This window comes from Lentzea sp. NPDC092896 (assembly GCF_044754905.1).
Classification (GTDB): Bacteria; Actinomycetota; Actinomycetes; order Mycobacteriales; family Pseudonocardiaceae; genus Lentzea.
Genome location: NZ_JBIVPX010000015.1, coordinates 52,173 through 75,144 on the forward strand (window position 1 = coordinate 52,173; position 22,972 = coordinate 75,144).

The 22,972-nt window shown below is 69.8% G+C and carries 19 protein-coding genes and 1 pseudogene; 7 read left to right on the plus strand and 13 right to left on the minus strand.

Translation table 11 applies throughout. From position 1 onward, the window contains the following. Positions 1–77: 77 nt before the first annotated feature. Positions 78–959: a cyclase family protein gene (locus tag ACIQF0_RS44420; RefSeq protein ID WP_401040536.1), complete on the plus strand. Its 882-nt coding sequence runs from the start codon at positions 78–80 to the stop codon at positions 957–959. Position 960: 1 nt separating this feature from the next. On the opposite strand, the gene ACIQF0_RS44425 is transcribed toward ACIQF0_RS44420, so the two are convergent. Further along, complete coding sequence (locus ACIQF0_RS44425; RefSeq protein WP_401040539.1) at positions 961–2,145, minus strand: fumarylacetoacetate hydrolase family protein; 1,185 nt, start codon at positions 2,143–2,145, stop codon at positions 961–963. Positions 2,146–2,365: 220 nt separating this feature from the next. Here ACIQF0_RS44425 and ACIQF0_RS44430 point away from each other — a divergent pair, with 220 nt between their 5' ends. Then, positions 2,366–3,679, plus strand: coding sequence for an alpha-lytic protease prodomain-containing protein (locus ACIQF0_RS44430; protein WP_401040541.1), 1,314 nt, complete (start codon positions 2,366–2,368; stop codon positions 3,677–3,679). Positions 3,680–3,740: 61 nt separating this feature from the next. Here the strand turns inward: ACIQF0_RS44430 and ACIQF0_RS44435 are convergent, their stop codons facing one another. From ACIQF0_RS44435 to ACIQF0_RS44460, 6 genes are all read right to left on the minus strand, one after another. Further along, complete coding sequence (locus tag ACIQF0_RS44435) at positions 3,741–4,214, minus strand: DUF5980 family protein (protein WP_401040772.1); 474 nt, start codon at positions 4,212–4,214, stop codon at positions 3,741–3,743. Positions 4,215–4,311: 97 nt separating this feature from the next. Beyond that, the gene (locus tag ACIQF0_RS44440) at positions 4,312–5,100 is read right to left on the minus strand and encodes an ABC transporter permease (protein ID WP_401040543.1); all 789 of its coding nucleotides are present in this window, start codon (positions 5,098–5,100) and stop codon (positions 4,312–4,314) included. Then, entirely contained in the window at positions 5,100–6,008 is a 909-nt protein-coding gene (locus ACIQF0_RS44445; protein WP_401040546.1) for an ABC transporter ATP-binding protein, read from the minus strand. Before ACIQF0_RS44445 ends, ACIQF0_RS44440 begins: the two co-directional genes overlap by 1 nt. A gap of 25 nt (positions 6,009–6,033) precedes the next feature. Further along, entirely contained in the window at positions 6,034–6,561 is a 528-nt protein-coding gene (locus ACIQF0_RS44450; RefSeq protein WP_401040548.1) for a hypothetical protein, read from the minus strand. Positions 6,562–6,612: 51 nt separating this feature from the next. Next, positions 6,613–7,272 (minus strand): response regulator, encoded by a 660-nt coding sequence (locus tag ACIQF0_RS44455; protein WP_401040551.1) that lies wholly within the window; start codon positions 7,270–7,272, stop codon positions 6,613–6,615. Then, a complete protein-coding gene (locus ACIQF0_RS44460; RefSeq protein ID WP_401040554.1) occupies positions 7,269–8,417 on the minus strand; it encodes a histidine kinase in 1,149 nt (382 codons plus the stop codon). Before ACIQF0_RS44460 ends, ACIQF0_RS44455 begins: the two co-directional genes overlap by 4 nt. Before the next feature lie 297 nt (positions 8,418–8,714). On the opposite strand from ACIQF0_RS44460, the gene ACIQF0_RS44465 reads away from it, so the two are divergent. Genes ACIQF0_RS44465 through ACIQF0_RS44475 form a run of 3 tightly spaced genes read left to right on the plus strand, consistent with a single transcriptional unit; the run spans position 8,715 to position 12,308 of the window. Then, on the plus strand, positions 8,715–9,374 hold the full coding sequence (locus ACIQF0_RS44465; protein ID WP_401040556.1) for a response regulator transcription factor: 660 nt from the start codon (positions 8,715–8,717) through the stop codon (positions 9,372–9,374). After that, positions 9,371–10,471 carry a sensor histidine kinase gene (locus ACIQF0_RS44470; protein ID WP_401040559.1) on the plus strand — a complete coding sequence of 367 codons (1,101 nt, stop codon included), beginning with the start codon at positions 9,371–9,373 and terminating at the stop codon, positions 10,469–10,471. The genes ACIQF0_RS44465 and ACIQF0_RS44470 overlap by 4 nt, the downstream gene beginning before the upstream one ends. A 31-nt stretch (positions 10,472–10,502) precedes the next feature. After that, a complete protein-coding gene (locus tag ACIQF0_RS44475; RefSeq protein WP_401040562.1) occupies positions 10,503–12,308 on the plus strand; it encodes a glycoside hydrolase family 9 protein in 1,806 nt (601 codons plus the stop codon). On the opposite strand, the gene ACIQF0_RS44480 is transcribed toward ACIQF0_RS44475, so the two are convergent. Both ACIQF0_RS44480 and ACIQF0_RS44485 read right to left on the minus strand, forming a co-directional pair. Continuing rightward, entirely contained in the window at positions 12,305–14,527 is a 2,223-nt protein-coding gene (locus tag ACIQF0_RS44480; RefSeq protein ID WP_401040565.1) for a hypothetical protein, read from the minus strand. The genes ACIQF0_RS44475 and ACIQF0_RS44480 overlap by 4 nt on opposite strands. Positions 14,528–14,709: 182 nt before the next feature. Next, the gene (locus tag ACIQF0_RS44485) at positions 14,710–15,759 is read right to left on the minus strand and encodes a LacI family DNA-binding transcriptional regulator (RefSeq protein WP_401040568.1); all 1,050 of its coding nucleotides are present in this window, start codon (positions 15,757–15,759) and stop codon (positions 14,710–14,712) included. 220 nt (positions 15,760–15,979) lie between these two features. Between ACIQF0_RS44485 and ACIQF0_RS44490 the strand changes: the two genes are divergently transcribed. After that, positions 15,980–18,001 carry an MGH1-like glycoside hydrolase domain-containing protein gene (locus ACIQF0_RS44490; protein WP_401040570.1) on the plus strand — a complete coding sequence of 674 codons (2,022 nt, stop codon included), beginning with the start codon at positions 15,980–15,982 and terminating at the stop codon, positions 17,999–18,001. A gap of 104 nt (positions 18,002–18,105) precedes the next feature. On the opposite strand, the pseudogene ACIQF0_RS44495 reads toward ACIQF0_RS44490, so the two are convergent. Next, positions 18,106–18,988, minus strand: a pseudogene (locus ACIQF0_RS44495) (aldo/keto reductase). A gap of 82 nt (positions 18,989–19,070) precedes the next feature. Beyond that, positions 19,071–19,910: an SDR family oxidoreductase gene (locus tag ACIQF0_RS44500; protein WP_401040572.1), complete on the minus strand. Its 840-nt coding sequence runs from the start codon at positions 19,908–19,910 to the stop codon at positions 19,071–19,073. 136 nt (positions 19,911–20,046) lie between these two features. Between ACIQF0_RS44500 and ACIQF0_RS44505 the strand changes: the two genes are divergently transcribed. Next, positions 20,047–20,937 carry a helix-turn-helix domain-containing protein gene (locus ACIQF0_RS44505; RefSeq protein WP_401040775.1) on the plus strand — a complete coding sequence of 297 codons (891 nt, stop codon included), beginning with the start codon at positions 20,047–20,049 and terminating at the stop codon, positions 20,935–20,937. Positions 20,938–20,970: 33 nt separating this feature from the next. Here the strand turns inward: ACIQF0_RS44505 and ACIQF0_RS44510 are convergent, their stop codons facing one another. Beyond that, positions 20,971–21,210 (minus strand): hypothetical protein, encoded by a 240-nt coding sequence (locus ACIQF0_RS44510; protein WP_401040575.1) that lies wholly within the window; start codon positions 21,208–21,210, stop codon positions 20,971–20,973. A gap of 144 nt (positions 21,211–21,354) precedes the next feature. After that, complete coding sequence (locus tag ACIQF0_RS44515; RefSeq protein ID WP_401040578.1) at positions 21,355–22,767, minus strand: FG-GAP-like repeat-containing protein; 1,413 nt, start codon at positions 22,765–22,767, stop codon at positions 21,355–21,357. Positions 22,768–22,972: the final 205 nt, after the last annotated feature.

A 22,972-nucleotide genomic window follows, 5' to 3' on the forward strand; every position in this document is an offset into this window, starting at 1 on the left:
AGGCGCGGTGACGATCTTGGTGCGGTGTGTTCGCGCCGCGAGTCCTGACCTCATAGCGGAAACGAAGGAAAGTCACCATGAACGAGAGCCGTGCCGAGTTCCCGAGCAACTGGGGACGCTGGGGCGACGCGGACCAGCTCGGCACCGTCAACCTGATCACCGCGGAGTCCCGCGCGCGTGGTGCGGCGCAGGCGCGCACGGGGTTGTCGGTCTCGCTGGCGCGCAAGACCCCGACCGCGCCGCTGATGGGCGGTCCGATGGCGGCCCTGCAGGCGGCCACCACGGGTGTGCAGACCATCATGTCGTTCACCGGCGCACCGCCGCTGGCGATGGCCGAGCTGATGCTGGTCACGACCCATCATCCCGAGGTCACCCACCTCGACGCGTTGTCGCACATGGTGGTCGACGGGCAGGTCTACCCCGGGATCGCGCAGGCGGAGAGTTCGGGGCCCGCGGGAGTGACCCGCGGCGCCGCCGACGTGTTCGCCGGCGGGATCGTGACCAGGGGAGTGCTGCTCGACCTGGCCCCTGGCGGCAAGCTGCCCGACGGGCACGCCGTCACGGCCGGCGACCTGGAGGCCGCGGCGGCGCGGGCGGGCGTCGTGGTGGAGTTGGGTGACGCCCTCGTGGTGAGGGCGGGCTGGGACCGGGTTCCCGACCACGGCCGGGCGCTGCCGGGCATGACCTCGGGTGCGGTCCGGTGGATGCACGACCAGGAGATCTCCATCTACGCAGGGGACATCGGTGACGCGTCCCCGCCGCTGAAGGACGACGTCCCCGGCGCGTTGCACCGGCTGGGACTCCTCCGCCTCGGCCTCGTGCTGGTCGACGGCGCCCAGTGCGAGGAACTCGTCGCGGTGTGCGGGGAGCAGGGCCGTCACACGTTCCTCTTCGTGGCCGCTGTTCCCCGCATTCTCGGCACCACCGGCCTGCCGGTGAACCCGCTGGCGGTCTTCTGACCTACCGCGGCCGCGAGCCCAGCAGACCGCGGGCGGCGAGGTTCTCCATCAGCGCGGTGATGCCGAACGTCCAGTCGTCCGCGTCCTCGGCCGTGTTCACGACGTTCGTCAACGCGCCCAAGCGGGGCGAGGAGATGCGAACGACGTCCCCGGCCTTGTGGGTGAACCCTTCGCCGGGCTGGTCCCGGTCCTCGGTCGGAGCGAACATCGTGCCGGTGAACAGCACGAAGCCGTCGGGATAGCGGTGGTGGGCGCCGAAGGCGTGGGAGACGAGGTCCTCGAGCTCCCGGCTGATCTCGGAGACCGGATTCACGCCGTGCAGCTCGAAACCGTCGGGGCCGGTGATGTCCAGGGCGATCCGCGTGGCTTTGGCGTCCGCCAGGGTGAACCCGTCGTCGAACAGCCGGAGGAACGGTCCGATGGCGCAGGAGGCGTTGTTGTCCTTCGCCTCGGTGAGCAGGAGAGCGCTGCGGCCCTCGAAGTCGCGCAGGTTGACGTCGTTGCCGAGCGTCGCGCCGACCGGGTTTCCGCGCGAGTCCACCACCAGGACGAGCTCGGGCTCGGGGTTGTTCCAGGCCGAGCGCGCGAGAACGCCGACGTCGGCTCCCAGCCCCACCGCCGAGAGCACCGGGGCCTTGGTGAAGATCTCGGGGTCCGGGCCGATGCCGACCTCGAGGTACTGCGACCACAGGCCCTCGGCCTGAAGAACCCGCTTCACCTCCGCGGCCTCCGCCGACCCCGGCTTCAGGTGGGAGATGTGGCCCTGGACGATCGCGCCCACCTTCGCGCGAACTTCCTCGGCCCGCGTGGGATCCCCGTCGGCGCGCTCCTCGATGACCCGCTCGAGCATGCTGCGGACGAAGGTCACGCCGGCGGCCTTGAGCACCTGCAGGTCGACCGGTGCCAGGAACCGGGGAACGGCATCGGCCGGGTTCGTCGTGGCGGCCAGCACTTCCGCGAGCGGCCACGACGTGCCGCCGGGGTGGCTCTTGACGATCTCCAGCGTGTCCGGCCGCTCGAGCAGTGACGACACGGTCGCCGTCACCGGCGACAGGTCGACGACCTCCTCGCCCCGGATCGCCACGACCGAAGGACCGCCCGCGGACGGGTCGAAGACCCTCGCGACGAGTGTGGCGTCCGCTGCGTCCTGGGGGAGAACGTCGGCGGCGTCGAGTGAGATCCCCATGGAAGTCCTTCCTGTTGGCACCTCAGATCAGCTGAAGTCCCGACCAGCTTCCTCCGTCGCGCAGCGCTCCGAACACCCTGCGCCGTCCCGGGATTCGCACGACGTTCCTGTGTGGAACGGGGTCGTGCGCGCCTCGACCTTATGGCCAATTGGTATGTACCACTTGCCGGATCCTCGCCTTACGGTTTGCGCGCAATCACCCTGCATGCAAGGAGCGGACATGAACCGCAAGCTCATCGCCGCCACCACGGCGGCGGTCACGGCGGCCGGGCTGACCATCGCGGTGGCGCTGACGACCAGCGCCACCGCGGCCAACACGGCTGACCCTGCCCTGCTGGCCGCGATGGCCCGTGACCTCGGCATCTCCTCGGAGCAGGCGCGTGAACGCCTCGACGCCGAGAAGGTCGCGGGCCAGACCGACGCCGCGCTGAAGTCGCGCCTCGGCCCGGCGTACGCCGGGTCCTGGCTGGACAGCACCGGCCACACCCTCACCGTCGCGGTCACCGACCCGGCGCTGGCGAACGCGGTGCGCTCGCGCAACGCCGTCGCCACCGCGGCGAAGCACAGCGCGTCCGCTCTGGACAGCGCGAAGATCAAGCTGGACGCCAGGGCCACCACCGCACCCGACGCCGTTCCCGGCTGGTACGTCGACGTGCGCACCAACAAGATCGTCGTACTCGCCCGCGCCGGCGGCGAGGCACAGGCCAGGGCGTGGACGACCGAGGCAGGCCTGCAGGGCGACATCGTCGCCTTCGAGGCCAGCACCGAGGACCCCAAACCGCTGATCGACGTCATCGGCGGCAACGCCTACGGGCTCCCCGGCGGCGGACGCTGCTCCATCGGCTTCCCCGTCGAGGGCGGCTTCGTCACCGCTGGCCACTGCGGAGCCGCGGGTGGCCGCACCTCCAACCCCGGCGGCACCATCCAGGGCAGCAGCTTCCCCGGCAACGACTACGCCTGGGTCCGCACCGACGCGGGCAACACCCCGCGCGCCCTGGTCAACCGCTACCCGGGCACCGTCCCGGTCGCGGGCTCCCAGGAGGCTCCGGTCGGCTCCTCGGTCTGCCGCTCCGGCTCCACCACCGGCTGGCACTGCGGCACCATCCAGCAGAAGAACGCCTCGGTCACCTACCCCGAGGGCACCATCACCGGCCTGACCCGCACCAACGCCTGCGCCGAGCCCGGCGACTCCGGCGGCTCGTGGCTGACCGGTGACCAGGCCCAGGGCGTCACCTCCGGCGGGTCCGGCAACTGCCAGTCCGGCGGCACCATCTACTTCCAGCCGGTGACCGAGATCCTGCAGGCCTACAACCTGCGCCTGATGACCACGGCCGGTCCGACCACGACCACCCCGCCGACCAGCACGACCACGACCACGCCCCCCGGCGGTGGCGGCTCGTGGGCCCCGTACACCAACTACGGCAACGGCGCCCAGGTCACCTACGACGGCGCGACCTACCGCGTCATCCAGCCGCACACGTCCGTCCCCGGATGGGAGCCGCCGAACACCCCTGCCCTCTGGCAACGGCTCTGACGGCGACACCCTCCCCCCGACGGCTGCCCCCGTCGGGGGGAGGGCTTCCGACGCCGGGGATTCAAGGCCGATTCATGCAGTCCACCCAGGACTCGGTGCTGACGATGATGTCGGTGGGGAGTTTTTCGGTCACGCTTCCGTCCGACACCCAGATGTGTGCCTGGTAGGTCGCGATCGGAACGGACGTGGGTCCTTGCACGCCAACGAATCCGTTGACGGTGATCGAGCCGTCGGGCCTGTGGAAGTTGGAGCCCGGCGGGAGGTAGGACTCGGTGGCGGTCCAGCCGGGAGGCAGGTCGCGCATCCCGTACTTGAGGTCGGTGGTCCACTTCCCGCTCACCACGAAGATGAAGTAGGAGCCGTGGGTCCTGTCAGGGCCGTGGTAGACGCACATCCGACTGGTCCGGTCGAACTGCTCCAGGTGCCACGTCTGGGTCTGCGACGCCGTCTGCGCCGACGCGACGACGGTTGTGCCGACCACGGACAGCAGGAGCACCGAAGCCAGGACGAGCACCGATCTGGCGATCCGGAACATCACTTTCACCGAACCCCTCCTGAAACTGGCGTGAACACGTTTCGGGTCAAAGCTAGCGACCGGATCTCAGAGCGCTCTGAGAATCGTCGGAGCCAGATCAGACGTCGCGGCCCCGCAACGTGACGGCCGCGGCGAGGAGAGGCACCACCACCCACGCGGCGAACACGGCCGCACCAGTCCCGGCGCTGAGCAGTTCCGGACCTGGAGTGACCCTGGTGAACGCGTCGCTCGCGGTGGAGGGCAGGTACTTCAGGACGTTGTCGCGCCAGGACGCCGGCAGCACCAGGCCGCCGAGGCCCGGCACCAGGAACAGCAGGGCGACGAGAGTGGTGATCGCACCCGCCGTGTTGCGCAGCAGCGTGCCCAGCGCGACGCCCATGACGGCGACGCCGGCCATCGTGGCGGCCGTGCCGAGCAGCGCGGTGGTCACGCCGGGAGCGCCGATCGTCGTGGTCGGGAAACCGTTGGCGCCCATGATGATCTGGCCGCCGAAGAACACCGCGAGCACGGCGGCGATCATCACGGGGAAGACCACCGCGGTGACGACGCCGGCTTTCGCGGCGAGCACGGGCAACCGGGACGGCACGGCGGTCAGGGTCGATCTGATCATGCCGGTCGCGTACTCGCCGGTGATCACGAGCACGCCCAGCACCCCGATGACCAGTTGCGCGAACATCGCGCCGGTCAGGGTGATGCCGGCCGGTTCCGTGACGCCGTTGGCCCCGTCGCTGTCGGTGCCGGCGGTCGCCGCGAAGATCAGGCCCACACCGAGCAGGACGGCGGCCGCCGCCAGCACGGTGAACACGCTGGAGCGCAACGAACGGAGTTTGACCCATTCGCCGCGCACCACGCCTCGGAAGGTGATGCCGCCGGTCGTGGCACTCATCAGGCCGCCCCTTTGCCCTGGTACTCGACGGCGTCACGGGTCAGTGCCGTGTACGCCTCTTCCAACGACGCGCGCTGTGGTGTGAGTTCGTACAACGGGATCCCTGCCTTCAGCGCTCGCACGGCGATGTCCTCAGTGGACACACCGGTCACTTCGAGGACGTCTCGCTCGACGGTGGTGATCCGCGTGCCGTTGCCGCTGAGCAGGTGAACGAGATCGTCGGCTCTCGGCGTGCGCACGTGCACGCCGCTGCCGGTGGACTCGATCAGTTCGGCGACCGACGTGTCGGCGATGAGCCTGCCGCGGCCGACCACGACGAGGTGGTCCGCGGTCAGAGCCATCTCGCTCATCAGGTGCGAGGAGACGAAGACGGTCCGGCCTTCGTCGGCGAGGTCCTTGAGGAGATGGCGAATCCACTTGATGCCGTCGGGGTCGAGCCCGTTGACCGGCTCGTCCAGCATCACCGTGTGCGGATCGCCGAGCAACGCCGCCGCTATGCCGAGCCGCTGACCCATGCCGAGCGAGAACCTGCCCGCCCGGCGGCGCGCCACGCTGGTGAGACCGACCGCCTCGATCACCTCGTCGACTCGGCTCGCACCGATGCCGTGCGTGTGGCCGAGGGCCTGGAGGTGATGGCGGGCCGAGCGCCCGGGGTGCAACGCCCTGGCCTCCAGGAGCGCGCCGACCTCCCGCAGGGGAGCCCGGTGGCTGAGGTACGGCTTTCCGTTGATCCTCGTGGTTCCCGACGTCGGCTTGTCGAGGCCCAGCAGCACGCGCATGGTGGTGGACTTGCCGGCACCGTTCGGGCCGAGGAATCCGGTCACGACTCCGGGGTGGACGGTGAAGCTCAGTTCGTCGACCGCTGTCGTCGTGCCGTACCGCTTCGTGAGGTTCGCGACCTCGATCATCTTGTCTCCCAATGGCTGCGGCGAGTCATTTGCGGATCCGGCCCCACGGTTTGAACACGGAGAGCACCATCGCGAAGCTCAGCAACGCCATGGCCGTGGAGGCGAGGAAGGCGACGAACCAGATGTCCTGCAACGGTTGTTCGCCCGTGGAGAGTTCGGTGATCGGGCCGAGGAAGGCGAGCATCATCGCGCAGGCGAGAACGTTGAGGACCAGCTTGACCGCGACCCACCAGTACCGGACGAGGCCCCACTTGGTCGCGAGTCCCAGCAGAACGCCGGTGAGCAGGCAGACGACTCCGGCCGCGAGGGCCGCGTAGAGCATCGGGACCACGAACAGGTCCGCGAGCGCCTGGTACGTGGTGGTGCGGCCGTCGCCGGAGCGCGTCCAGCCGATCAGCACGAGCAGGGCCGAGACGACGTCGATCCCGATCCACGCCCCCGCCGACCCGACGTGGACCACCAGGACGGTTTTTCGCAGCCGGACCGGAAGTCGCCAGCGCACGTGGTTGTCCCGTGCCGCGGGCACGGGTCGAGACGCGGTGGAAGTGCTCATCTTTCTTCCTTCTTCCCGATAATGGCGTCGCCGAGGAATCGGCGGGATCTGCTAAAAACGAACGAGACCTGTTTGATAGGCCACCACGACGAGCTGAGCGCGGTCTCTCGCCTGGAGTTTCATCATCGCCCGGTTGACATGGGTCTTCACGGTGAGAGGTGAGACGACCAGCTTTTCGGCGATTTCGTGGTTGGACATTCCGCGGGCCGCCAAAGCGACCACTTCGCGTTCGCGCTGGGTCAGCACGGCCAACCGGCCGGGGTCGATCGGATCGCTGCCGCGCTGGGTGAGGAACCGGCCGATCAGGGCCCTGGTCGCCTTCGGGGACAGCAGCGCGTCCCCCTCGGCGACCGTGCGGATCGCGGCCTGCAGCTCGGAGGGCTCGACCCCCTTGCCGAGAAAGCCGCTGGCGCCTGCCTGGAGGGCCTGCGCCACGTACTCGTCGATCTCGAAGGTCGTCACCACGAGGACCTTCACCCCCGCGAAGTCCTCGTCGGAGGTGATCCGGCGGGTCGTCTCCAGCCCGTCCATCCGGGGCATCCGGATGTCCATGAGCACGACGTCGGCGCGGGTCGCGCGCAGCAGGTCGAGCGCCTCCACCCCGTCCGCGGCCTCGCCCACGACCTCCAGGTCGGGTGCGGAGTCGATGAGGACGTGGAAGCCGGCTCTGATGAGCGGCTGGTCGTCGGCCAGCAGGACGCGGATGGTCATGAGCTCTTCCCGGCGGGAAGGCTTACGTGGACGTGGAACAGGCGGTCGGCTTCGAGGCCTGTGCGCACCGACCCGCCGACCGCGTTCGCCCGTTCCCTCATGCCGACGAGGCCGAGTCCCGAACCGCCTGCGGACCCGCGGCCGGGGGAGTTCGCGACCTCGATCACGAGTTCGGTCTCCGTGTAGGTCACCGACAGGTCCGTGACGCCGGTCCCGTGCCGGTGGGCGTTGGTCAGCGCCTCCTGGACCACGCGATAGGCCACCAGGTCGACGGTCGCGGACAACGGCCGTTCCTCACCGGACGAGGTCCACCGGAGGTCGAGATCGGCCGTCCGGAACGACTCCACCAGCGGTCCCAGCCGCGCCATGCCGGGAGCGGGCTCGGTGGGCTCACCCGTCTCGCCGGACCCGCGCAGCACGCCGAGCAGGCCGTGCAACTCCTCCAGCACCGCGCGGCTGGACAGCCGGACGTGCCGCAACGCCTCCGCGGCGGCCTCGGGCCGGGTGGTGAGCAGGTGCCCGGCGACGCCGGCCTGAACGTTGATCACCGAGATGTGGTGGGCCACCACGTCGTGCAGTTCGCGGGCGATGTGCAGCCGCTCCTCGACGACCCGGCGCCGCGCCTCCTCCTCACGAGACAGCTCGAGGCGCGCCGCCCGTTCCTCGATCGCGGCGATGAAGGCCCGCCTGCTCCGCGTCGCCTCCCCGACCGCCGCGGCCATGCCGATCAGGGTGAACCGGCCGAGGTTCTCGCCGGTGAGACCGGACGACCCGATCAGCAGCGCGACAGCGGGAACAGCGCAGAGGACACCGGTCACCACCGCACGGCGCGATGTCCACCTCTCGGTGTGTGCGGCAACCGTGTAGATCGCCACGGCCAGCGGAACCAGGAACGGCTCCAGATCGGCCCCCGACGCCGTCGCCGGCGCTGTCCCCACGGCGGTGACGGCCAGCGCCCACAGCGGCCACGCGCGGCGGACCGCGAGACTCGCGCTGACCACCGCCAGCAGACCGACGACCGGGGGAGACCAGACGTCCAGCGCGGTGTCCGGGCCGTTCGCGACGATCACGGCGAAGTACCCCGCGGCACCGGTCGCGTCGAGCACGAACGGATGCTCCCGCGTCACCGCGCGGATTCTTCTCATCACCAGCACATCGCTCACCCGTCCGGCGCGGAACAACGAATTCTGTCCTCGCAAGAATTGCTGTCCGGGCGGGAGAGTGCGTCCTGCCGGCGCAGGTGTTTCGAATACCGCGACCGCAGTATATCCGCGAACGTCCCCTAAGGGGCGGCAAGCAGTTGCGTTCCGGTAAACCGCCGATTTACCGGAACGCAACTGGGTGTGCGAATTCATCCGAGACGAATTCAGAGCCGGCCTGGTCAGGCCTGACGCGGTCTGGTCGCCGGTGGGTGTCCAACGTGGACGGTAGGGTGCGCTTCCGTGCGAGTGCTTCTCGTCGAAGACGACCATGAGCTGGGCGACCAGGTGTCGCGGCGCTTGCGGACACGTGGGTTCGCGGTCGACCGCGCGTCCGACCTCGGCGAGGCGGACCTGAAGCAGTCCGTGCACCGCTACGACTGCGTGGTCCTGGACCGCGGTCTGCCCGACGGTGACGGACTCGACCTGCTCGCGGCGTGGCGCCGGGCCGGCGTGCGCGTGCCGGTGCTCGTGCTGACCGCGCTCGGTGCGGTGAACGAGAGGGTGGCGGGCTTCACCGTCGGCGCCGACGACTACCTCGGCAAGCCGTTCGCCGTGGAGGAGCTGGAGGTCCGGGTGGTCGCGTTGTGCCGCAGGGGAGAGGCGCCGCGGCACACCCTGCTGGGCGCGGGCGGTGTCGAGATGGACCTGCCGCGCAGGCGCGTCACCCGCGACGGCGTCGTGCTCACGCTGACCGGCAAGGAGTTCGCGGTGCTGGAGCTGTTGCTCGCGCGGGCAGGCCGGGTGGTGACGCGGACCGAGCTCATCGAGCACTGCTGGGACGAGATGGCCGAGCCCATGTCGAACGTGGTCGACGCGGTGGTCGCGCAGCTGCGCCGCAAGCTCGGCGATCCTCCCGTGGTCGTCACGGTGCGCGGTGCGGGCTTCGTGGTGGAGCCGTGACCCGGCTGCGCCGGTTGCGGTGGTGGCTCACCGTTCTGTTCACCATCACCACCTCCGCCTGCCTGGCGGTGCTCGCGCTGCTGGTGGCCACGATCGACCTGCGGTCGCGGGAGGCCGCGGTGGACGCCGAGGCGAACCGGCAGGCGACCGGTTTGTCGAGGGCCGTCTACTTCCTCGACGGCGTGCTGCACCTGGAGCCGCTCGCCGAGGACTACCTCTCGAGCGAGGCCCACGGGATCAGGGTGCTGGAGCGCGCGGACTCCGGCTGGCGGACGCGGTTCGAGCGCGGGAACGCCCCGTCGCCCGGCACCGGACTCGAGCCGGTGCTGCGGGATGAGGACACGGCGCTGCTCGCACCGCACCTCGTCGGCGCGCCGGTCTGGAACGGCGACGCCATCGGCGCGGTGGTGCTGGTCGTGGCGAGCGAGCGCCAGTCGCTGGCCGAGCACGACCTGCTCGTGCGCTGGCTGTGGATCGGCTGCGCGGCACTCGTGGCGGTGGCCGCGGTGGGTGGTCACCTGCTCGCCCACCTGAGCATGCGTCCCGCCGTGCGGGGACTCGCCGAACAGGAGCAGTTCCTGGCCGAGGCGGCACACGAGCTGCGCACCCCGCTGGCGACGTTGCGGCTGGTGTCGCGGGAGGAGGACGTCACCCGGCACGTCGACCGGCTCGGCCGGCTGGTCGACGGGTTGCTGACGCGAGCCCGCGTCCGCGGCGGAGCTCAGGAGGTCGAACAAGTCGAGCTGTTCCTCGACCAACTCGTCGAGCAGGTGGCCGCCGAGATCGACGACACCATTCCGGTGCGGGGCGAGCGGACGATCGTGCGCGGTGACCCGGACCTGCTGGGCCAGGCAGTGCGCAACCTCGTGGAGAACGCGGTGCGGCACGGCGGTGGCGCGCGCGTCGAGGTGACCGCGCACGCCGTGGTGGTCGACGACGACGGGCCGGGACTCGGACACAGCGGCAACGGCGGCAACGGCATCGGCCTCGCGATCGTGCGCTGGGTCGCCGGGCTGCACGGCGGCGAAGTGGAGATCGGCGAGCGCGAGACGGGCGGCGTTCGAGCCGTGCTGCGGCTGCCGCCGCCGTCCTCATGATTTCCTCACGATCGGCCACGCAGCCTGAGGCATGCGCAAAATCCTGATCGTGACGGCGGCGGTCGCCGTCCTGGCGGCGGTCGTGCCCATCGTGGTCAACGCGAGCAGCGAACCGTTCGCCGTCCTGCGGGTCGACCAGGTGGGTTTCGCCCCCGACGAGGCCAAACCGGTCTACCTGATGGCGTCCCGCGACGTCGCCGACGAGCGGTTCTCGGTGCTCGACGAGTCGGGCCGCACCGTGCTGAGCGGGATCCTGTCGGCCTCGTCCCGTCCGTGGAACGACAGGTACCGCGTGGTGCGGGTCGCCGACCTCTCCGCGCTCACCTCACCCGGCCGCTACCTCGTCGAGGCGGGTGGTGCGCGGTCGAACTGGTTTCGCGTCGCCCCGCGGCAGGAGCTGTTGCGGCCGTTGGTGTCGAGCACCACGTCGTTCTTTCGCTCCCAGCGCGACGGCACCGAGGTCGACCCGAACCTGTTGCGCCGCAAGCCGTCACACCTCGCGGACCGCGAGGCCGTGGTGTACGCGCCACCGCGCATCGACATGCAGCGCTACGAGCTGCTCGACAAGGCGCTGACCGAGATCGGCGGCCCGATCGACGTGGAAGGCGGCTGGTTCGACGCCGGTGACTTCCTGAAGTTCACCCACACGACCTCCTACGCCACCGCCCAGCTGCTGCTGGCCCAACGCGACGGCGCGACGGACGAACGACTCGCCGCCGAGGCCATGCACGGCATCAGGTGGCTCGGCAAGATGTGGACGGGCGACGTCCTGCACGCCCAGGTCGGCATCGGCGTCGGCAACGACGGCCTGCGCACCGACCACGACGTGTGGCGACTGCCGGAGGACGACGACGCGCTCGACGTGCGGCCCGGCGACCGCGACTTCCACATCAAGCACCGACCGGTGTTCCCGGCGAACAACCCCGGCGAACCCGTGAGCCCCAACCTCGCCGGCCGGGTCGCCGCCGCCTTCGCGCTGGCCGCCCAGGTGACCGGTGAACGCCACTACCTCGACCTCGCAGCGGCTGTGTACGCCCGCGCCGACCACAGTCCCCGTGCGCTCGTCACCGCCTATCCGCCCGAGTACTACCCGGAGACCGGATGGCGCGACGACATGGAGTTCGGCGCCACCGAGCTCGCGCTGGCGGCACAGCGGTTCGGAGACGACCGGGCGGCAGGCTGGTTCGCCGAGGCCGCCGACTGGGCCACGTCGTACCTCGACGGCGACGGGCGGGGCTCGCTCGGCATCGCCGACGTGAGCGCGATGGCGCACGCGGACCTCGCTCCGCACGTCGGCGGGGAGATCCGCGACCGCCTGGTGGAGGACGTGCGTGGTCATCTGCGCGATGCCGTCACCCTCGCCGGGAAGGACCCGTTCGGTTCCGGCGTCGCCTACTGGGAGTGGGACTCGGTGCCGAAGACGTTCGGCCTCGTGCTCACCGAGGCGTACTACCGCAGGCTCACCGGCGACCAGGAGTTCGCGGCCTTCGCCGGGCGCCAGCGGGGCTGGGCGCTGGGTGCCAACCCGTGGGGCAGGTCGTTCGTCATCGGGGCCGGCACCCGCTCACTGGACTGCCCGTCCCACGCGATCGCGAACCTCACCGGACAGTCGCCGGTCGGAGCCGTGGTCAACGGCCCCAACGCGGCCGAGCAGTTCAAGGAGCTCAACACCTTCCCGACGATGCGCGCCTGTCCTTCGGACGGGACCAACGCACTGGCGGAGTTCGACGGCGCCGGTGCGCGGTTCCTGGACCACGCGGGTGCGTGGGCGAGTGCCGAGGTGGCGATCGACTTCACCTCCACGGCCTTGCTGGCGTTCGCGCTGTCCGCACGCTAGGCGAGGCACTTCCAGCTGTACGGGTCGGAGATGGTGGTGGACCGGGAGAAGACGGCCTGCTCGTGCGGGTTCTGGCGCTGGCAGGCGTCGTCCAGGTTCATGGCCACCTGTGCGCCGGTGCCCGTGACGCAGCGCCAGTCGTGGGCGGTCGTCCCGGCGAGGACGACTCCGTTGACGGCGCCGATGGACGTGCAGTAGCCCTGCAGGTCGAGGCCGCCCTTCTCGGTGAAGACCGGCGGCTGCGCGAGCGTCACGGTGACCGAGTTGGTACCGGCCGGCAGCCGGACGGTCCCCTTGGCGCTGTCGACGGTGCCCGCGCTCGCCCTGGTGATGTTTCCGAGGAACGAGGGCACCTCGAAGCTCACGCCGCCCGCGGGGGTGGCGCCGGACAGGGTGAGGCTGATGTTCGCCCCGGCGGCGGTGATCGCCGCGCCCATGCGCCTGCCGCCCGCGATGGGGAAGTTGCCGACGCTGGTGGTGGCGCCGTCGCGAAGCCACTGCTTCGGCAGGCCGCGGCCGACGATCACCGTGCCGTCGAGCTTCTCGGCGAGCAGCGAGTCCAGCAGCACCTTGGAGGCGTTGGCCTGTCCCCACATGTGCGGACTCGAGCCGCTGCCCGCGGTGCTGTGGGTACCGGGGGACCAGTTGCTGGTTCCCACGGCCTGAATTCCCTCCCACCACGAGAAAGGAGCGCTCTGCGCGTTCTGGACGAGGTACTGGTAGCCGTAGATGCCCTCTGAGCGGTAACGGGAGGAGGCCAGTCCTGCCGACCCGTAGCCCGCGTTGTAGGAGCTGCTCACGCCGGGGTAGCCGCCGAAGGTGTGCTTGGGCAGGCCGGACAGGCGGCTGAAACCGTTGTCGTAGGTGGAGTCGATCAGGTCGATCATCGGGCCGGCCGGGCTGCTGCCCCAGAGCTGGCCGTCCCACGCCCAGCGTCCGAACAGGAACATCGAGGCCCAGTTGCCGTTGTTGGTCTGGCCGCAGACGTTCGCGCTGCTGTTGGGCACGTCCATGGCGCAGGGCAGATAGGACAGGCCGTTGGCCGAGATCGTGGTGTTCAGCCGCGCGTTGACCGCGCGCAGGAGGGTGTCGTACGTCCGGCCGGCCCACGAAGCCTCGGCTGTCTCGCCGAGGGTGGTGGCGATGTACCGGTAGGTGAGGAGGGCGAGCAACGCCGACTGGTTGTCGACGGTCCAGTACCCGGTGTGGTCCACCGCGATCGTGGCCTTCATGATGCCGCCGGGGCCGGTGGCGTCGGACTCGATCCTGTGGGCGGTCTGCCTGATCGTGGCGAAGTTCGCGCGGACGAAGGCGGTGTCGCCGGTCTTGCGCAGGTACACCGCCCAGGGCCAGTTGTACTTCCACGTCCCGTCCGGGTACATCCGGGTGATGTCGTTCGGGTCGTCCTGGGCGATCAGCGTCGGCAGGTAGTCCTTGGCCCGGTTCAGGTCACCCGCCTCCAGCAACTGCACCAGCATGCCGACGAGGTCGTGGTTGAAGATGGCGTCGTAGCCGTTCTCGCCGACGTTGAGGCGGTTGCCGTCCTTGACGAGGTTCGTGGTGATGTAGCCGGCCCGGTAGGCGTTGGCCAGTTGCGGGTCGGGCACCTGGATCTGGGCGATCTGCGCGAGTTTGTTGTCCCAGTAGGACGTCATGTGCGCGTAGTGGGCGTCGTAACCGCCGGCCGCCGTCAGTTCGGCGGCCGTGGGCCAGGCGTAGCCCTGGCCGAACCGGTCGGCCGCGATCACGTAGTCGAAGTCGGTGGTCTGTCCTGGTTGGACGGTCGTCGAGGGGCGGTTGAGCGGCAGGGTCCCGCCGGTCGGCGCCGGGTCCAGCACGTGCGCGACCGTGTCGTGGTTGACGACGCGGACCCGCGAGTAGATCGCGACGAAGTCCCGGTTGCCGAGCGTCACCTGGTCACCGAAGTTGGTTATGGTGACGGTGCTGTTGTCCCGCTCGAACTGCGTCGTCAGAGCGGGGTAGTAGCCTCCGGCGTTGAACCACTGGACGCGTCCCGGGTTGTTGTAGATCCCGAACCGGACGGTGGTGTTCGGTCCGGAGTGGACGTCGAAGCTCCCGTCCTTGTGCGTGAGCACGCCGTAGTAGTCGCCCTCCCACCCGATCGAGGCGCTGTCGTGCTGCGTCACCGCGGCTCGCGCGTCGCCGGAGTGCCACACCGGGGAGCTGCCGGCCAGGACCAGGGCAGCGGTGACGATCACGGGCGGCCACCCGCGCCGCCGTCGGCTGTGCGTCTTCATTGACGGGCCTTCCCCTCCGGGCGCACCGAATTTGATCGTTAAAATTGGCGTGGACCAAACCCAACCACAGGCTCGCTCAGACTGTCAACGCTGGGAGAACTCCCCGCAACGCCTTGGCTTTCGGCTCGGCGGGGTGCGGTGGATCAAGCCCGGCGACGGGACGAACCACGCACGACCAGTTCCGGCGCCAGCAGTGCCGCCACGGGGAGCACCGTCCCGCCGGGCGGGCACAGGGCCTCCACGATCCGCCGCCCGATCTCGGCGATCGGCTGGCGGACGCTGGACAGGTCGAGGACCTCCGCCGAAGGCGTGTCGTCGTACCCCACCAGGGCCACGTCCTCCCCGGGAGTCCGCCCGAGGTCACGAACGGCGTGCAGGGCACCCGCCGCCAGGGTGTCGGAGGCCGCGACGAGCGCGGTCGGCGCGTCGGCGCGGTCCAGGAGACCGCGAGCCATCCTCGCGCCGCTGATCCAGGTGTCCTCGCCCCGCACGTCGAGGCGGTGGCTGCCGGCCAGCAGGCCGTGCCGGTCCATGGCCGTCACCCAGCCCCCGGCCCGATCGTCACCGACCCGGTGGCCTTCCGGAAAACCGAGGAACCCGATCCTCTGATGACCGCACGCGGCCAGATGCTCGACCACGGCGGCGATGCCCGCCGCGTTGTCGACGTCCACCCAGCCGGTCGCGTCGGTGGAGTCGGAGAACCGCCCGAAGGACACGAACGGCACCCCGGCGTCCAGCAGCATCGACGGCCGCGGATCGTCCGGCACCACGTTGTACAGCACGACGCCCTCGACCGCCCCGCTGCGAACCAGCCGCACGCAGGTGGCCACCTCGTTCTCCGCGTCGTCCACCGCGAACAACATCAGGTGCCTGCCCGCCGCCTGACCGGCCTCGGCGAGCGCGTGCAGGAACCCGTCGTGCAGGTGGGCGAGCGAGTGGGAGGAGACGGGCTCGATGCGGCAGGCGATCATGCCGGCCGAGCTGGAACGCAACGCCCGAGCCGCTCGGTTGGGCTGGAACCCGAGGTCCGCCACGGCGGACAACACGCGGTCCCGAGTCCCCGGCCGCACCTTCTCGGGGTAGTTCATCACGTTCGAGACCGTCTGCTTGGACACCCCGGCGGCCACGGCGACGTCGGCGATCGTGACCGGACCCGACCGCGGCGCGGCAGGCCTGGCAGGCGACTTCGCCACGACGGACACCCCTGACCGAGTTGAACGTTAAAAAATCCGGCTGACCAGTGACATCCTAAGGTAAGCCCTGGTTGTCGCAGGTGTCGTGAGGTGAGAGTCGTCGGTTCGACGATCTCGCCCTCTGACAGGAACGGACAGGATCCTCGCTCGTGAGAGCGATTCCATGGTGCACTGCCCACTCGGCTCCGGTCGGGTCCGGGTGCCGGGAAAGGTGCCACGAATGATTCCCCGGCGGCGGATCGGTCGTGTCCTTCTGGCTCTGCTGACGATGTTCGGCGTGGTCACCGGTGCCTCACCGGCGACAGCGGCCACCACGCCGACGCTCAGATTCGCGAACCCGTTGAGCCAGGCGCTGTACGGCAACGCCTACGCGGCCGCGCTCGACAACCTGTTGCGCATCAACACGATGGGCTACGACGCGGGCTACAACAGGAGCGGTCTGCTGGATCCGGCCGTCGGCTTCGTCCGCGCGGGCGGCGGTTACCACCAGCCGTGGACGCGCGACGCGTCGGTCAACAGCTGGAACGCGACCAGCCTGCTGTCGCCGGCTCTGGCGAAGAACACGCTGTGGGCCGTCGTGGACAAGGACTCCGCCGGCGCGTTGCGGGTGCAGCAGGACGACCAGCAGTGGGACCAGGTCATCTGGCTCACCGCCGCGTGGCACCACTACCTCGTGACGGGCGACCGGGACTTCCTCGGCAACGCCTACCGCACCGCCAAGAACACCCTGGCGATCCGGGAACGCGCCGGCACGGCAGGGTTCAACGCCACGTACGGGCTGTTCACCGGAGCGTCGTTCTTCAACGACGGCATCGCCGGCTACCCGGCGCCGCCCGCCGACGCGACCGAGTCGGTCAGCACCGGCAGCATGCCGTGGCCGGGCGTCGCGAGCGGGATGTATCTGAGCACCAACGAGGTCTACTACGCCGCGTACGTCAACGCGGCGAACATGGCGGACCGGCTGGGACAACCGCAGGACGCCGCCGGCTACCGCACGAAGGCCGCCGCGCTCAAGACCGCGATCAACCGGTACTTCTGGAACGCGCAGACGGGCCTGTACGACTACCAGCTGCTCGCCAACGGGGCTCGTGGCGCCTACCAGGAAGGCACCGGGCTGGCGTTCGCGATCCTCTTCGACATCGCGAGCCCCGCGCAGGCGCAGTCGATCATCGCGCGCACCCGCACGATGACCTGGGGCCTGCCCGACACCTACCCGCACTGGGACCGCTACTCCGACGCGCAGCCCGGCCGCCACAACGCGATCGTCTGGCCACTCGTCCAGGGCCTGTGGGCCAAAGCGCTGGCAAGGCAGGGAAACCAGAACCTCTTCGCCGCCGAGACGACGAGGCTGGCGAAGCTCGCGAACAACAACAGCGGCTTCTGGGAGATCTACAACGGCAACACCGGCGTCGTCGACGGCGGCTACCAGCGACTCGGCGACACGGTGAAGTTCCACTGGGGTTCCGAACCCGACCAGACCTGGTCCGCCACGGCGTTCCTCGACATGGTCCACACAGGACTGTTCGGGCTGCGGCACACCGACCAGGCCCTGACGTTCGCGCCGGACCTGCCGGAGGGCTGGGGCGACGTGACCCTGCAGAACCTGCGCTACCGCGACGCCGACCTCACGATCACGCTGCGCGGGGCCGGCACGACGATCAGTTCCGTCAAGGTCGACGGCCAGTCGTCCCGCGCCGAGGTCCCCGCCACGCTCAAGGGCGCGCACACCGTCGAGATCACGCTGACGGGAGCCACCGGCGGCGACCGGGACGGCGACGGCGTGGCCGACGGACAGGACCGCTGCCCCGACATCGGGGGAACGGTCTCCGGCTGCCCCGCGCCCGCCCGCCTGGACGCGGAGGACGCTCGCAACACCGGCGGGGTCAAGACGAACGTCAACCACACCGGCTACTCCGGCAGGGCCTTCGTCGACGGACTGTGGGCCCAGGGCGCCGCCTCGTCGTTCACGGTGCACCGCGCGTCGGCGGGACAAGGATCCGGCGCGATCACCTTGCGGTACGCGAACGCCAACAGCGACGCGCGCACGATGACGCTGTCGGTGGACGGACGCGCCGTGCGGCAGGTGAGCTTCCCGAAGGTCTCCGACAGCTGGGACGCCTGGGGCACGGTGACCTTCGACGGCGTTCCGGTCAGCGGCCGCGACCCGGTGGTGACGATCTCCTACGGCCAGGGCGACAACGGCTCGATCAACCTGGACTGGTTCAGCTACAGCGGACCGTGACCTCGTACTCGTGGTTCTGGACGTCGGTGACACCGAGGTCCTCGTCGGGTTGAGGCGATGCCGTTTCGTCCTGGCCGCGGCAGGTCGCCCTGGTGCGGTGACGGTCAGGCCTCGGGGATCTCCCGTCCGAAGGTCTCCAGGGTGATGTCGGCGGGTTCGGGACCGCGGCGCATGCCCTGGTCGAGCCCGTCGACAGAGGCGAGTTCAACATCGGTGAGGTCGAAGCCGAACACGTCGAAGTTCTCGGCGATGCGCTGCGGCTTGGTGGACTTCGGGATCGCCGAGCGGCCGCGCTGCAGGTGCCAGCGGAGCATCACCTGCGCCGGGGTCCCGCCGTGCGCTGCCGCGATCTTGGTGATGGTCTCGTCGTCGAGCGTGCTGCCGCCGCCGTTGTCGCGGTAGAAGGTGATCCCGCCGATCGGCGACCATGCCTGCGTGAGGATGCCGCGTGCGGCGTTCGCCGCCAGGACGTCGAGCTGCTGGAAGTACGGATGCATCTCGATCTGGTTCACCGCCGGAACCACGGTCGCGGTCTTCATCAGGTCGTCGAGGTGGCCCGGCATGAAGTTGCTGACCCCGATCGCCCGCACCACCCCGTCCGCGAGGAGCCGCTCCAGCGCGCGGTAGGCGTCGATGGTGAGGTCGAACCGCGACGGCAGCGCCTGGTGCAGGATCAACAGGTCGATCCGGGCCACACCGAGCTTGCCCGCGCTCTTGTCGAAGGCGTGCAGGGTGGCGTCATAGCCGTAGTCGTTGATCCAGACCTTGGTCTCGACGAACACCTCGTCCCGCTCCACCCCCGGAGCGTCGGATGCCTTCTCCCACATCGCGTTCGTTGCCGTAGGCGGCCGCGGTGTCGATGTGCCGGTAGCCCGCGCGCAACGCGGTCTCCACCGCCTCGACGGTGTCCGCGGGCGGGGTCTGGAAGACGCCGAACCCCAGCGAGGGCATTTCGACGCCGTTGTTCAGAGTGAAAGTCATACCCATGCCTTCACCGTAGGAGCGGTCTTCCGCGGGAGGGAGGGACTGCTGTTACCCCTCGCTCCGGCACGGCGAGGGTTCCTCGTGGTCAGACGTCGTGTGCGAGCGAGGAGGACAGGTCGCGGTGGGCGCCGGCCTGTTCGAGCAGGGTCTTCGCCTTCTGTTCCAGGACGTCGACCGCGTCGGCGCCCGCGGCCCAGCGCGGCGGCGGCTCGGCGGAGCCGGCGAGCTGGATCAGCGCGGCGGCGAGTTTGGCGGGGTCGCCGCCCTGCAGGCCGTTCATGCCCGACCAGGCGGCGACGGTCTGCTTGGTGCGCTCGGCGTAGTCGTCGATCACCGGCTCGGCGTAGCTGGTGGATTCCGGTGTGAGCAGGTCGGTGCGGAAGAAGCCGGGGTCCACGATCATCGTGCGGATGCCGAACTCGGCGACTTCCGCGGTCAGGGACTCCATCCAGCCTTCGAGGCCGAACTTCGCCGCCGCGTAGGCCGAGGTGAACTCGCCGCCGACGATGCCGGCGGTGGACGAGATCGTCACGACGAGTCCGGAGCGCTGTCCGCGCAGGACGGGCAGCACCGCGCGGGTGACGTTGAGCGGGCCGAACAGGTTGGTCTCGACCTGGGCGCGGAAGTCCTCGGGGGTGATCTCCTCGAAGAACCCGGCGTAGAAGTTGCCCGCGTTGTTGACCAGAACGTCGATGCGCCCGAACCGGTCGACGGCGGCCCGCACCGCGGCTCGGCCTTCGGCGGGGTCGGTCACGTCGAGCCGCACCGTCAGCAGGTCGTCGGTGGCACCGATCGCTCGTGCGACCTTCTCCGGATCGCGGCCGGTGGCGACGACCGCGTACCCGGCGCCCAGGGCCGCCTGGGCGATGTCCACGCCCATGCCGCGCCCGGCGCCGGTGATGAGCAGAACCTTCTTTTCCGTCACGTGCTCGTCCTCTCTCGAATCGATCACCCTGCGGAAGCGGCGCGATCTCCAGAGAACCTCGCTCGGCTGATACGAAGAAGTTGCTGCTGGAAGGTGTACTGGCAGCCCACTGCTCACCGGGTCGATCCGGCCTAGCCTGGACGCCGTGGACAACCGTGACGAGGTCAAGGCCTTCCTGAGCTCCCGCCGGGCGAAGATCACGCCTGAACAGGCGGGCCTGACCAGCTACGCCCGCAACCGCCGGGTGCCGGGGCTTCGTCGCAGCGAGGTCGCCGACCTGGCCGGGGTCAGCGTCGAGTACTACGCCCAGCTCGAACGCGGCAACCTCGCCGGCGTCTCCGACAGCGTCCTCGACGCTCTTGCCCGCGCGCTGCGGCTCGACGAGGCCGAGCAGGCCCACCTGACCGACCTGGCCCGCGCCGCCGGCCCGGCCACCCGGCCACGCAGAAGGACCCCCGCCCCGCACATCCGGCCCAGCGTCGCACGCGTGCTGGAGCTGATGACCGAGGTGCCGGCGTTCGTCGGCAACGGCCGCGGCGACGTCCTCGCGGCCAATCCTCTCGCCGAAGCCCTCTACGCGCCCATGTTCGACGACCCGCACCGCCCCGCGAACCACGCCCGCTTCGCCTTCCTCAACCCTCGCGCCCGCGACTTCTGGCGAGACTGGAACCGCATCGCCGGCGACACCGTCGCCATGATGCGCACCGAAGCAGGCCGCGATCCCCACGACAGGGCGCTGACCGACCTCGTCGGGGAACTGAGCACCCGCAGCGAGGATTTCCGCACCCGTTGGGCGTCCCACGACGTGCGTCTGCATCGCACCGGCGTCAAACAGTTCCACCACCCCGTCATCGGCGACCTGGACCTCGACTTCGAGACCATGCAGCTCACGGCGGACCCCGGCCTGACCATGACCCTGCTCAGCGCCCCTGCGGGCTCCGCAGCCGCCGACTCTCTGCGCGTGCTCGCGAGCTGGGCTGCCACGCGCCACACCGACGCGCGGACGACGCCCCCTCGGCCGCGGTAGGCGATCAAGGGGCCGGTCGTGAGTGGCGTCGGGTCATTCGCGGGACAGCGCAGCTTCCTCGAGGTCCAGTTCGCGCAGCACGCGGAAGAGGACCTCGTCGTCGATCTCCTTCTGGTCTCGTGCCTTGATGAACTCCTCGCGCTCGGCCATCAGCATGGCTCTGCGCAGCCTTCGGTACGCAGCAGCCGGGCTCTCCGCCTCGTCCTGTCTCCCGAGCCGCTCCCACGCGGCGTTGCCCCGGTGTTCGGCGAGCGCCCGCAGTTGGTCGCGCACGTGGTCCGGGACCTCGTCGAGCTCCTGGTCCAGCCGTCGACCGCGGCCCGCGCCGCTCGATGCTGAACCGCCGGTGTCCTGCTTCCGCGCACACGCCAATGGCGCGCCCGGCAACCGCCGGGCGCGCCTTAGGAGGGAATCGCGTCACATGATGATGTTGAACATGTTCCAGCCGAAGCCGAGCTCCTCGCCCTGGCTGTAGGGCCGGCCGTTGTCGCGGACGATGTTGTTGGAGTACATCCACAGCGAGCCGTCGGGCTTGCGGGCGACGAGGTCGGAGTAGGCGTCACCGGTCACGTTCGCGCCGACGATGGTGTCGAACATGTTCCAGCCGCTGCCGATCTCCACGCCCTGGCTGTAGGGGCGGCCGTTGTCGCGGATGATGTTGTTGGCGTACATCCACAACGTGCCGTCGGGCTTGCGTCCCAGCATCTCCGAGAAGCCGTCACCGGTCACGTCGGCCGCGAGCAGCCTGTCGAACATGTTCCAGCCGAAGCCGAGTTCCTGGCCCTGGCTGTAGGGCTTGCCGTTGTCGCGGATGATGTTGTTGGCGTACAGCCACAGCGAGCCGTCGGGCTTGCGGGCGAGGACCTCGGCGAAGCCGTCACCGGTCACGTCGGCCGCGACGATGGTGTCGAACATGTTCCAGCCGAGGCCGATCTCGCGGCCGGAGCCGTAGGGCGTGCCGTCTTCCTTGCCGTCGTTGGCGTACAGCCACATCGAGCCGTCGGAGGGCTTGCGCGCCAACACGTCCGTGTAGCCGTCGCCGGTCACGTCCGCGGTCAGGACGATGTCGAAGCCGTTCCAGCCGTGGCCGATCTCCTGGCCGTCGTGGTAGGGGCGGCCGTCGTCGCGGATGATGTTGTTGGCGTACATCCAGATGGTGCCGTCCGGCTTGCGTCCCACCAGGTCCGTGAACGAGTCGCCGGTGATGCTGTGGTCGACGACCGGCTTCGGCGGAGTGGTGCCGCCACCGCCGTCGCCGATGCCGACGGGGGAGACGTAGCCGATGATGTCGCCGTTCGAGCGCTGGTAGCTCGACCGCCGGACCCGGCTCGGGCTGCCCTGGTTGCCGCCGATGGTGTTGACCCTGGAGCTGGAGGCGCTCGTCACGATGGCCACGTGGTCGATCGGGTGGTCGTCGCCAGAGCTGTGGTCCCAGTCGAACACGATGGCGTCACCTGGTTGTGGCGTGTACCCGCTGGACCGTGAGTGGTACGTCCCGTTGTCCTGGCCGTAGCTCTTGAACGACTGCGCCCAGCCGTCGAGGCCCTTGAGGTCCGTGACGCCGCCCTTCTTCCACACCCAGCGGGCGAACTCCGCGCACCACGCCATGCCGCAACTGTTGTTGTAGCCGGGCGAACAGGCGGAGCCGCCGAGTTCGGCCGTGGCGGCGTCGACGATGCGGTCTCTCGACGGAGCCGCGTTGGCCGGCGTCGCCAACATGACGGTGCCGGTCATCAAGGCCAGCGCGGCGGTCACAACGGTGCGGGTGGCCTTGCGCAGGCCGGTGCTCGTGGACTTGGACTCGCTGCGGCGGATTCCTGATCGGAACACGTGGTTCTCCCTCTTGCTCTGGTGCCGGGACCCGGTCGGTGTGTCCGGCCGGTGATGGACCCAACATTCGCCAGAGGGGGTTTCAAGACGGTCCACGAAACCTTTAACCGCAGACCAGCACGCGCGCACACGGCTTCGTGTCGCCCGGTGCGCGCCACCGGACGCGCCACCCGCGTCCGGACGGACGTACGTGGCGTTAAAGAAA

Excerpts from the sequence above, each read along its gene's own strand:
- ACIQF0_RS44420 (WP_401040536.1), top strand. The coding sequence starts at position 78 with ATGAACGAGAGCCGTGCCGAGTTCCCGAGCAACTGGGGACGCTGGGGC.
- ACIQF0_RS44425 (WP_401040539.1), bottom strand. The coding sequence starts at position 2,145 with ATGGGGATCTCACTCGACGCCGCCGACGTTCTCCCCCAGGACGCAGCG.
- ACIQF0_RS44430 (WP_401040541.1), top strand. The coding sequence starts at position 2,366 with ATGAACCGCAAGCTCATCGCCGCCACCACGGCGGCGGTCACGGCGGCC.
- ACIQF0_RS44435 (WP_401040772.1), bottom strand. The coding sequence starts at position 4,214 with ATGTTCCGGATCGCCAGATCGGTGCTCGTCCTGGCTTCGGTGCTCCTG.
- ACIQF0_RS44440 (WP_401040543.1), bottom strand. The coding sequence starts at position 5,100 with ATGAGTGCCACGACCGGCGGCATCACCTTCCGAGGCGTGGTGCGCGGC.
- ACIQF0_RS44445 (WP_401040546.1), bottom strand. The coding sequence starts at position 6,008 with ATGATCGAGGTCGCGAACCTCACGAAGCGGTACGGCACGACGACAGCG.
- ACIQF0_RS44450 (WP_401040548.1), bottom strand. The coding sequence starts at position 6,561 with ATGAGCACTTCCACCGCGTCTCGACCCGTGCCCGCGGCACGGGACAAC.
- ACIQF0_RS44455 (WP_401040551.1), bottom strand. The coding sequence starts at position 7,272 with ATGACCATCCGCGTCCTGCTGGCCGACGACCAGCCGCTCATCAGAGCC.
- ACIQF0_RS44460 (WP_401040554.1), bottom strand. The coding sequence starts at position 8,417 with ATGAGAAGAATCCGCGCGGTGACGCGGGAGCATCCGTTCGTGCTCGAC.
- ACIQF0_RS44475 (WP_401040562.1), top strand. The coding sequence starts at position 10,503 with ATGCGCAAAATCCTGATCGTGACGGCGGCGGTCGCCGTCCTGGCGGCG.
- ACIQF0_RS44490 (WP_401040570.1), top strand. The coding sequence starts at position 15,980 with ATGATTCCCCGGCGGCGGATCGGTCGTGTCCTTCTGGCTCTGCTGACG.